Source organism: Pseudoxanthomonas sp. LjRoot204_2, assembly GCF_056175765.1.
Window position 1 is genome coordinate 1 of sequence record NZ_JBGFFG010000071.1, and the last position, 11041, is coordinate 11041.

Here is an 11041-nt window from a genome sequence, read left to right on the forward strand (position 1 = left end):
GATGARGGCGCTGGCGCCGATCTGCGCGGACGTGGCGCAGTTTCCGCCCGGTCATTACTACGACACCGTCACGCGGGAACTGGTGAAGTACTACGAGAAGCCCTGGCGCGACTACGCCGCCGTCGAAGGCGTACAGGTGCCCAGGGAAGAACTGCGCGAAGCCTTCGAGCGTGCCGTGCACCGGCAGTTGATGACCGACGTGCCGTACGGTGTATTGCTCTCCGGCGGACTGGATTCGTCGCTGGTCGCGGCGGTCGCCGCGCGCTACGCACGCCATCGCATCGAGGACAACGACACGACGGAAGCGTGGTGGCCGCGCCTGCATTCCTTCGCCATCGGCCTGGACGGGTCGCCCGACCTGGCCGCGGCTGAGGTGGCGGCGAAGGCGCTGGGCACCGTGCACCACGGTTTCACCTACACGTTCCAGGAGGGGCTGGATGCCATCCCCGAGGTGATCCGCCATATCGAGACCTACGACGTCACCACCATCCGTGCGTCTACGCCGATGTACCTGTTGGCGCGGCGGATCAAGGCGATGGGGGTCAAGATGGTGCTGTCGGGCGAGGGCAGCGACGAGATCTTCGGCGGCTACCTGTACTTCCACAAGGCGCCTAATGCGCGGGAATTCCATGAAGAGTTGGTGCGCAAGCTGGACGCGCTGCACAACTACGACTGCCTGCGCGCCAACAAATCGATGATGGCATGGGGCGTGGAGCCGCGCGTGCCGTTCCTCGACGTCGAGTTCCTCGATGTGGCGATGAAGATGGATGCTGCGCACAAGATGATCGACAAGACGAGCCAGGGCGCGAAGCGCATGGAGAAGGGCGTGCTGCGCGAGGCGTTCGATGGCTACCTGCCGGAATCGATCCTGTGGCGGCAGAAGGAGCAGTTCAGCGATGGCGTCGGCTACGGCTGGATCGACGGGTTGAAGGCGCACGCCGAAGCGCAGGTCAGCGATCGCGAACTGGCAGCGGCCGACAAGCGCTTCCCGGTGAACCCGCCGCAGACCAAGGAAGCCTATTTCTACCGCACGCTGTTCGAGCAGCACTATCCGGGCCAGGCCTGCGCCGAGACGGTGCCGGGCGGCAAGTCGATCGCGTGTTCGTCGCCGGCCGCCATCGCCTGGGACGCCAGCTTCGCGAAGATGGCCGATCCGTCCGGTCGTGCCGTCGCCGGCGTGCATGCGTCCGCGTTGCAGGCGGCGACCACATGACACCGTCCGCCAGCAGGGGCTGGCGGTGCCGGATCACTACCTGGACTGGGCGTTGGCCGGCCGCAGCGTGAGCGTGTGGGTCGCTTCGCCCGGCAGGAAGGGTGTCGGCCTGCCATGCACCCAATCGTCATGGCCCGCGCCCCAGAACGGCGACATCGGGTGGCCACTCTGGCCGCCGGGCATGTGGATGATGCCGTCCGCCTCATGGCCGGGCGAGACCACCATGCGTTCCGACGCGCCGAACGCGGGACCCTGCACGCGCGGCATGGCGCCGTCGCCTGCCAGCGGTTCGCCCGGCATGCAAAGTTTCGCCTTGAGGAATCCGGGCAGCGCGTTGGCCAGCGGGTGGCAGATCTTCGCGGTGTTGCGCTCGCCCCAGCGGCGCTCTGCCAGTGGTCCCTGCTCGGCCAGGTCGTCGCGGACTTCCTTCGCGGCGTCTTCCAGCAATGCATCCCACGTTGCGTAGCGGCGCGACAGCAGGTGCAGGGGGCGCTGCTGCAAAAGCGGCCACACCACGCCCTCCAGCTGCGGCAGGTCGGGCATGATGAAGTCGTCGCCCAGCGTGGCCTGCGCAGGCGCGGTGAGGCCGTCGGCGATGCGTGCGTGCACCGCCAGTCGCCAGGCGCGGACCACGCGGTAGCTGACCGAATCGGTGCTGGCGCGTCCTTCCCAGGTCTTGCCTGCCTCGGCGAGCGCCTTGATGGACGAACTGGCCGGCAACCGCTTCGCTTCGTCCTGCAGCAGCCGCCACCAGCGTTCGAGGAACACAGCACGGTCGTCCAGCTGGATCGACAGAAGGTCGCGTTCGGTGAAGCGTTCCTTCGCCATCAGGCCGTCACGGATCTGCTTTGCGCGCGCACCCAGCGCATAGCCGCCATCACCGACGCGGGCGAGCGCTTCACCGTCCAGCACGCGCGCATTCGCCGTCCACAGGCGATGGTTGGCGGGGGCGGTCAGTACGGGAGTGAGCTGGCGCGAGATCGCCCATGGCGTGCACGTCGGTGCACCCGATGTGGTCCTGTCGCCAGTCATCGGGCCGCCTGCTTCCAGGGGCGACGGGCAGGCGCCGGCGCGCGACGGCAGCGGACCCAGGATTCGCCACGCGATGCGGCCGTTGTGGTCGGCGATCACAAGGTTCTGTGCCGGCGTGGCAGTCCGTTGCGCAACCGACAAGGCCGCTGACAGGTCGCCCGCGCGTGCGAAATCGGCGAGGCCGAAATTCAGTGCGCCCGGCTGGTGCGCCACCCAGCGCAGCGCAAGCGCAGGCTGCTTGCCGCGCGCCCGATGGATGAGCGGACCGTAGCGCGTGTCCTGCACGTCGACCGTGACCGGGTCGGCGCCGGCCACACGGATCGTTTCGGCGTGGTGCTCGACCGCATCGCAGGTGCCGGGTGCGGCATCCTTCCCGCAGGGCGTCACCGGATACCAGTCGGCGGTATCCGCGTAGCTGTTGGTGAAGCCCCACGCCACATGGCCGTTGCTGCCCACGATGATGGCCGGCAGGCCGGGCAGGCTGAAGCCGGACACGTCCACGCGGCCGCCCGGGGCGCGCGGGTCCGGATAGCGCAGGCGCACGCGGAACYAGATGTTCGGCGCGCGCAGGCCGAGGTGCATGTCGTCGGCGACGATGGCGCGGCCATCAGCCGTCAGCGCGCCAGCCACCGCCCAGTTGTTGCTGCCGGGCGTGCCCTTGTCGGCCAGCCGCCGGTGCGCTCCCGTCGTCGGCATCGGCAGCGTACGCAGGTCGACCTCGTCTGCCGTCGGCAGCGCCGCGTTGCCGCGCGGCTGTCCATACAGCGGCGCGTCCCATTCCGTGCCGTCGTGCGCGAGCAGCCCGAAGAGCCCCGAAGGCACCTGCTGGCGAAGCTGCCAGAGAGCCAGTTCACGCAGGTTCTCCGAGTCCTGCAGGTCGAAGTACATCGCATACCCGGCCAGCGCAGAGTCTGCCACCTCCCATGGGCGCGGTGCCTGCCGCAGCAGCAGATAGGGCCAGGGACGCGCGCGCAGATCGCCCAGCCCGGCGTTGACGCCGCGCGCATACGCTTCGAGCTGCGGCAGGCGGTCGCCGGCGAAATCCTCCAGGTGTTCGGTCACGCGTGCGCGCATGCGATGCATGCGTCGTTCCTTGTCCATCGGCAGGGCGATCGCGCCGAACAGCTCCGACAGCTCACCTGCGGAGCTGCGCCGCATGAGGTCCATTTCGAAGTAGCGTTCCTGCGCGTGCACGTAGCCGAGTGCGCGCACCGCATCGGTTTCGCTGGCGGCCTCGATGGTGACCACGCCCAGTGAATCGCGCTGGATCGCCACCGGCGCGGACAGGTCGGCCAGCGGCTGCTCGCCATCGAGATGCGCCAGGCTTCCCCGAAGCGACCACCACGCCGCCAGCACCGCCAAAACCACCAGGGCCAACAACAGCAGCGCGATGCGCCGGGTCCACTTCAGCATTGCGGGATCCTTGCGGAGATTGCGTGGCGGGGTGGCCGGATTATTCCATGGAAGCCGATGCCACCAACGCCGCGCTGCAGCGCCCAACGAGACTGATTCCGATTCGGTCATCGCCCCGAGGGATGGGGCATGATGCGCGCCTTGCCCCAGGAGCCGCTCCCATGAAAGGCCATCCCGATGTCGTCGACTACCTGAAGTTCCTGCTGCGCGGGGAACTGGCCGCGCGCGACCAGTACTTCATCCATTCGCGCCGGTACGAAGACCAAGGCCTGAAGGCGCTGTTCCACCGCATCGACCACGAGATGCACGAGGAAACCCAGCATGCCGACGCGCTGCTGCGCCGCATCCTGTTCCTGGAGGGCGATCCGGACATGCGGCCGGAAGCCTTCACCGCCGGCAGGACGGTCGAGGAGATGCTGCAGCGCGACCTCGAGGTCGAATACGCGGTGCGGGCCAACCTGGCCAAGGGCGTCGGGATCTGCGAGCAGCATGGGGACTACGTGAGCCGCGACATCCTGCTGGCGCAGTTGAAGGACACCGAGGAAGACCACGCGCACTGGCTGGAACAGCAGCTGGGCCTGATCGAGCGCCTCGGTATCGCGCTGTACCTGACGTCGAAGCTCGACGGCGAGTCCGCCGCAGAGTGATCAGCCGCGACGGAGGCGGTATACCGCCGTCTCCAGCGCGCTCAGCCCCTCTTCGCGAAAACGCGGCTCCTGGTCCAGGATGTCGCGCCGCTCCGCCAGCGTGTGCCGCCAAGGCGCCGAGAACAGCGCTTCGACCTCGGCCTGTGCCACCGAAAACGGTGGCCCGGCCTTCTCCTCCTGCGGATACTCGAGCGTGATCAGCAATCCCTGGCAGCCGGTCGGCAGCGCGGCATACACGGTGTCGCGATAGCGCAGGCGCATGTCGGGCGGCAGGGCGATCAGTGCGGCGCGGTCGTAGACGCCGGCGACGTCCGCCAGCAGCGCCGGTGCCAGGCCGAAGGCATCGCCGACGATGATCTCGATGGGACCGGCGCTGACGTGTTCGCCGTAGCGGCTGGTCGTCCGCACGGGATCCAGCCCGGCTTCCTCGAAGAACTGCGTTACCGCCAGCGGCGACAGTTCCACGCCCAGCACGCGGTACCCCTGCGCCGCCAGCCAGTGCATGTCCAGCGACTTGCCGCACAGCGGCACGAGCACGCGCGAGCCCTGCGGCAGCTGCAACGATGGCCAGTGCTTCTGCAGCAGCGGCATCACGTCGTGGCGATGGAAGCCGATCTGGCCTTCCTGCCACCGCTGCAGCCAGAAGTCGGTGTCCATCGGCCGGTCCTCGTCGAATTCGTTGGGTGAAACCATCGAGCCGTTGCAGGAGGCGTCAGGTCAGACGCCTTTCCGCATGAAAAGCAGTCGGTGCCGAAGCCTCCGGCACTCGGTCTTCACGAGCGCACCTCAGCGCGCCCGTTCGACGGACTATTGGACTTCCAGTCCATCCACCTTCTGCCACCCCCGCGGCAACAAGCCACCCCGCGTGGCGCGCGCGCCGACGTATGCGTCCAGATCCTTGAACGACAGGCTCATCGTGCGCTGTCCGCTCTTGATCGACAACGTGGTGCCCGGCGATACGGCGGCGATGGCGACGACATGCTCGGTGCCCAGTTTGGCCTTGGGGATCTCGATGATCTTGTTGCCTTTGCCCTTGTCCAGTTCCGGCAGTTCGCTGACCGGGAAGGCAAGCAAATGCCCCGCGCTGGTCACCGCGACGATGCGGTCGGCCGGGGGGTTGGGGACGTGGGCCGGCTGCAGCACGTTCGCGCCGGCGGTCAGGTTGAGCATGGCCTTGCCGGCCTTCTGGCGGCCCGTGAGGTTTTCGAATCGGGTGACGAAGCCATAGCCATGCGACGACGCCAGCACGAACCGGTTGTCGTTGTCGCCGCTGGCAAGCGCCTGGAACGACGCGCCCGCCGCCGGCGAGAAGCGCCCGGTCAGGGGCTCGCCGTTGCCGCGCGCGGACGGCAGCGTGTGCACGGCGGTGGAATAGCTGCGGCCTTCCGAGTCGAGGAACGCCACCTGCTGCGTACTGCGCGAGCGCACCGCACCCAGCAGCCCGTCGCCGTCGCGATACGACAACGTTGAGGCATCCACGTCATGGCCCTTGGCGGCGCGGATCCAGCCCTTTTCCGACAAGACCACCGTCATCGGCTCGCTGGCGACCAGTTCGGTCTCGTCCAGTGCCTGGGCGGCATCACGCTGCACGAGCGGCGACAGGCGCGCATCGCCGAACTTCTTCGCGTCCGCCGTCAGTTCGTCCTTGATCAGCTTCTTCAGCTTGCTCTTCGACTCCAGGATGCCGGCGATCTTCTCGCGCTCGGCCAGCAGTTCGTCCTGCTCGCCGCGGATCTTCATCTCCTCAAGACGGGCGAGTTGCTTGAGCTTGGTGTCGAGGATGTAGTCTGCCTGTTCCTCGCTCAGCTTGAAGCGCGCGATCAGCGCGGCCTTGGGCTCGTCCTCGGTGCGGATGATTCGGATGACTTCATCCAGGTTGAGGAACGCGACCAGCAAGCCTTCCAACAGGTGCAGGCGACGCTCGACCTTCTCCAGCCGATGCTTCAGGCGGCGCGTCACCGTGTCGCCGCGGAACGCCAGCCACTCGGTCAGGAACATCTTCAGGTTCTTGACCTGCGGGCGCCCGTCCAGGCCGATGATGTTGAGGTTGACCCGGTAGCTCTTCTCCAGGTCGGTGGTGGCGAACAGGTGGCCCATCAGCTGTTCCGCGTCCACGCGGTTGGAGCGCGGGATCAATACCACGCGCACCGGGTTCGCGTGATCGGATTCGTCGCGGATGTCTTCCAGCCAGGGCAGCTTCTTCGCCCGCATCTGCGCGGCGATCTGCTCGATCACTTTGGACGGCGACACCTGGTAGGGCAGGGCGTCGATGACGATGTTGGCGTTGTCCTTGCGCCAGGTGGCGCGCGCGCGGACGCTGCCGGTGCCGTTCTCGTACATCGCGCGCAAGTCCGAGGCGGCGGTGATGATCTCCGCCTTCGTCGGGTAGTCGGGGCCACGGACGTGTTCGCACAGGTCGGCGACCGTCGCGTCCGGATCGTCGATCAGGCGGATGCACGCGCTGACGATCTCGTTGAGGTTGTGCGGAGGCACGTCGGTGGCCATGCCGACGGCGATGCCGGTGGTGCCGTTGAGCAGCAGGTGCGGCAGGCGCGCCGGCAGCCAGGTGGGTTCCTCGAGCGTGCCGTCGAAGTTCGGTGTCCAGTCGACCGTGCCCTGGCCGAGTTCGCCCAGCAGTACCTCGGCGATCGGCGTCAGCTTGGATTCGGTGTAGCGCATGGCCGCGAACGACTTCGGGTCGTCCGGAGAGCCGAAGTTGCCTTGGCCTTCGATCAGCGGATACCGGTACGAAAACGGCTGCGCCATCAGCACCAGGGCTTCGTAGCAGGCGCTGTCGCCGTGGGGATGGTACTTGCCGATGACGTCGCCGACCGTGCGTGCGGACTTCTTCGGCTTCGCGCCGGCGTTCAGGCCCAGCTCGCTCATCGAATACACGATGCGCCGCTGGACCGGCTTCAGGCCGTCGCCGATGAAGGGCAGGGCGCGGTCGAGCACCACGTACATCGAATAGTCGAGGTAGGCGCGCTCGGCGTACTCGCGCAGCGGGATCTGTTCGAAGCCGTGAAAGGTGGGGCGGATCGTTTCGGTCATTGCGGGCGTGCGGTCTGCGGGTCGGAAGCCCGGCCATTCTACCCGTCGCGTCGTCTCAGCCGCCGATACCCGGCAGCAGCGGACCGTCCAGCCACAGCCAGCGCGCCAGCCAGGCCGTGGTGAAGGCGATCGCCAGGGTGAGCGGCACGCCCACGCGTAGGAAATCGCCGAAAGTGTAGCGGCCGGGATTGAGGATCAGCAGGTTGCCGTGGTGGCCGATGGGGGTCAGGAACGAGGCCACGGCGCCCATCGCGGTGCAGACCACGAACGGCACCGGATTCAGTCCCAGTCCCGTCGCCAGCGCCAGGGCGATGGGCGCCAGCAGCACCGTGGTGGCGGCGTCGGACAGGATCTGCGTCAGCAGCGCGGCGGTCCCGAACATGACCAGCAACAGCATCAGCGGCGACCAGTGCGCGGTGTGGTTGAGCAGCAGGTCCGCCACCAGCGCGGCCGTGCCGGTCTTCTCCATCGCGATGCCCAGCGGGATCACGCCGCCGATCATCACGAAGATGCGCACGTCGATCTCCTGGTAGGCCCGTTCGATATCGACGCAGCGCGTGAGCACCATCGCCACCGCGCCGGCGAGGAATGCGATGTGCGGCGCCAGCGTCTCGGTGGCCGCCGCCGCCACTGCGCCGACCATGATGGCCAGCGCGACGGGGGCCTTGCGGCGCGGCTTTTCCTGGCCGCCGAACGGCATCAGCATCAGGAAGCCGTGGTGGGTCGCCAGCGGCTCCAGGTTCTGCTGCTGGCCCCACAGGACCAGCAGGTCGCCTTCCTGCAGCACCATCTCCGACAGTTCGCCGTGCAGCCAGCCCTCGCGCCGCCACAGGCCCACGACCACGACGCCGAGGTTGCGCAGGAAGTCGATGTCCGCAACGCTGCGGCCGACGAACTCCGAATGCGGCGCCACCACCGCCTGCACCAGTTGCTCTTCGCCGAGCGCTTCGGATTTCGGCTGCTCGCCCGGCTTTTCGCCGTACTTCGCCACGGCATGCAGGGCAAGGCCCGGCTCGTCGCGGATGGAGGCGATCTCGTCCGGCGATGCCCGCACCAGCAGCACATCGCCCGCGGCCAGCAGGCTGTCGCTGCGCTGGACGCGGCGGCGCATGCCGTGCCGCAGCCAGTCCACCACCTGCAGGCGGTCATCGAAGGCTTTCGCGAAATCGCCGCGCGACTTGCCGATCCACGGCGAATCCTCTTCCACCAGCAGTTCGGTGTAGTAGCGGTCCAGCTTCAGGTAATCGCCCTGCGGCGTTTCGCCTTCGCGCTTGGGTACCAGCCACCGGGCCAGCAGCATGTAGACCGTGCCCAGCACCACCAGTGCCGCGCCGATCGGCGTGATGGCGAAGATGTCCAGGGCCGGCAGGTCCGCGCGCTTGATCAGGTCGTTCGACAGCAGGAAGGCCGGCGCGCTGAACAAGGTCAGCGTGGTGCCCAGCGAGGCGGCCAGCGACATGGGCATCAGCAGCCGGGACGCGGCCAGCTTCTGCTCGCGGGCGATGCGCATCAGGATCGGCAGCATCATCGCGGTGACCATCACGTGGTGCGAGAACGCCGCCAGCGCCGCCGTCGCGGGCATGACCACGGCGATGGTCCGCCACTCGCTGCCGCCGGCCGCCTTGCCGATGCCGGCGCCGATGCGGTCGGTGATGCCGGTGGCCGAGAGACCGGCGGACAGCACGAATACCGCCGCGACGATGATCGCGGGCTCGCTGGCGAATCCGGACAATGCTTCCTTCGGTCCCAGGATGCCGGTCAGCGTGAGCGCCAGCAGGGCCAGCAACGCCACCAGGTCGACGCGCAGTTTTTCGCTGATGAACAGACCCAGGGTGATCGCCAGGATGGCGAGGAACAGGATCTGTTGGACTTCCATGCGCTTCCCCGTGCGTTGCGTCGTCGTGCGTGCCGACAGCCTACTGCGGATCGGCGTGAGGACGCGTGAGGCGGCATGCCGCAGGCACGCGCCCATTCCGGAAACGAAAAACCCCCGCTTTCGCGAGGGTCTTCGTTGTGCGTGGTGCCCAGGAGAGGACTCGAACCTCCACGGTTTTACCCGCTAGTACCTGAAACTAGTGCGTCTACCAATTCCGCCACCTGGGCAGGTAAGCGAGGCGCGCATTTTGAGGACCGGGCAGGGGAATGTCAACGGTTCCTTCGCGTGGCGGTATTCAGGCGAGGTGTACCATCCCCCCATGACCAAGAAAACACAGCGAAGTGGCGGCAAGACGCCCGCCGGGAAGGGAAGCAAGCAGGGCGGAGCGTCCGCCTCCCGTGGCACGGGCCAGGCCGGCAAGCCCGCCAGATCCGGTACTCCGGCAAAGAAGAGCCTGCCGCCCTGGATGCCCGAGGCGGCGCGTTCGCCTTCGCGCGCAGCGGGTGGCACGTCCCCGTCGCGACGCCCCGCCGGTGGGCACGCGCCGCGGACGGGCGGGCGTTTCGTCGACCCGCACGCRCAGCGCGAGGCGCAGCGTTACGAACAGCCCATCGCCAGCCGCGAGGCCATCCTCGGGTTTCTGGAAGCGGCCGAAGGGCCGCAGACGGCAGAGGAAATCGCCGGTCCGCTGGGACTGGATGCACCCGAACGCTTCGATGCGTTGTCCAAGCGCCTGGGTGCGATGGTCCGCGACGGCCAGCTGGTGCAGAACCGGCGCGGCGGCTTCGCGCCCGTGCAGCAGACCGACCTGATCTCCGGCACCGTGATCGCCAACCCGGACGGCTTCGGTTTCCTCCGTCCCGACGCCGGCGGCGGCGACGATCTGTTCCTGCCGCCTTATGAAATGCGCAAGGTCATGCATGGCGACCGCGCGCTGGCCAACGTCACCGGCATCGATCGCCGCGGCCGCCGCGAAGGCAGCATCGCGCGCGTGCTGGAACGCGGCGTCACCCGCCTGATCGGCCGCTTCGGTTTCGAAGTCGGCATCGCCTACGTGGCGCCGGACGACAAGCGCATCCAGCGCAACGTGCAGATTCCGCAGGACGCGACCGGGGGTGCGCGGGATGGCCAGCTGGTCGTGGTTGAGCTGACCCAGGCGCCAGATGCGCGACGCCCACCCATCGGCAAGGTCATCGCCGTGCTCGGCGACAGCCTGACGCCGTCGCTGGTGGTCGAGGCCGCGATCCACGGGCACAACCTGCCGCATGAGTTTCCGCAGGAAGTGCTGGACGAAGCCACCGCGGTGCCGCTGGTGGTCGAGCCGGCGATGATCGGCGACCGCGTCGACCTGCGGTCCACGCCGTTGGTGACGATCGACGGCGAAGATGCGAAGGATTTCGATGATGCCGTCTACTGCGAGCCCACGCGCGACGGCTTCCGTCTGATCGTCGCCATCGCCGACGTGTCGCACTACGTACGTCCCGGCACGCCGCTGGATGATGAGGCGCAGAAGCGCGCGACCTCGGTGTACTTCCCCGGATTCGTGGTGCCGATGCTGCCGGAGACGCTGTCCAACGGCATCTGCTCGCTGAACCCGAAGGTCGACCGCATGACCTTCGTCTGCGACATGCAGGTCAACCGCGACGGCGAAGTTACCGGCTCGACGTTCTACGAAGCCGTGATGAATTCGCACGCCCGCCTGACTTACACGCAGGTGTGGAAGGCCGTCGGCGAGAACGACGAGGAGACCCGCGCGCAGATCGCGCCGGTGCTGCCGCACGTCGAACGCCTGTACCAGTTGTACCAGGT

The 11041-nt window shown here is 67.8% G+C and carries 7 protein-coding genes and 1 tRNA gene; 3 read left to right on the top strand and 5 right to left on the bottom strand.

What is annotated here, in order from left to right; genetic code table 11:
• Window positions 1-1213: asparagine synthase B (gene asnB, locus AC04L7_RS05245; RefSeq protein ID WP_475512642.1), on the top strand; the 1213-nt coding region annotated here is incomplete at its 5' end.
• A gap of 36 nt (window positions 1214-1249) precedes the next feature.
• On the opposite strand, the gene AC04L7_RS05250 is transcribed toward asnB, so the two are convergent.
• The gene (locus AC04L7_RS05250) at window positions 1250-3658 is read right to left on the bottom strand and encodes a penicillin acylase family protein (RefSeq protein ID WP_475512643.1); all 2409 of its coding nucleotides are present in this window, start codon (window positions 3656-3658) and stop codon (window positions 1250-1252) included.
• A 161-nt stretch (window positions 3659-3819) separates the two neighbouring features.
• Here AC04L7_RS05250 and bfr point away from each other — a divergent pair, with 161 nt between their 5' ends.
• Window positions 3820-4305, top strand: a complete 486-nt coding sequence (gene bfr, locus AC04L7_RS05255; protein WP_296280403.1) for a bacterioferritin — start codon at window positions 3820-3822, stop codon at window positions 4303-4305.
• On the opposite strand, the gene AC04L7_RS05260 is transcribed toward bfr, so the two are convergent.
• The 4 genes from AC04L7_RS05260 to AC04L7_RS05275 form a co-directional block, all read right to left on the bottom strand.
• Window positions 4306-4962 (bottom strand): thiopurine S-methyltransferase, encoded by a 657-nt coding sequence (locus AC04L7_RS05260; protein WP_296280406.1) that lies wholly within the window; start codon window positions 4960-4962, stop codon window positions 4306-4308. It lies immediately after the preceding gene.
• A gap of 150 nt (window positions 4963-5112) precedes the next feature.
• Window positions 5113-7356 (bottom strand): DNA topoisomerase IV subunit A, encoded by a 2244-nt coding sequence (gene parC / locus AC04L7_RS05265; RefSeq protein ID WP_435999671.1) that lies wholly within the window; start codon window positions 7354-7356, stop codon window positions 5113-5115.
• Window positions 7357-7411: 55 nt separating this feature from the next.
• Window positions 7412-9232 carry an SLC13 family permease gene (locus AC04L7_RS05270; RefSeq protein ID WP_299342827.1) on the bottom strand — a complete coding sequence of 607 codons (1821 nt, stop codon included), beginning with the start codon at window positions 9230-9232 and terminating at the stop codon, window positions 7412-7414.
• Window positions 9233-9374: 142 nt separating this feature from the next.
• Window positions 9375-9459: transfer RNA gene (locus tag AC04L7_RS05275), tRNA-Leu, on the bottom strand.
• A gap of 92 nt (window positions 9460-9551) precedes the next feature.
• Between AC04L7_RS05275 and AC04L7_RS05280 the strand changes: the two genes are divergently transcribed.
• Window positions 9552-11041: ribonuclease R family protein (locus AC04L7_RS05280; RefSeq protein ID WP_475512644.1), on the top strand; the 1490-nt coding region annotated here is incomplete at its 3' end.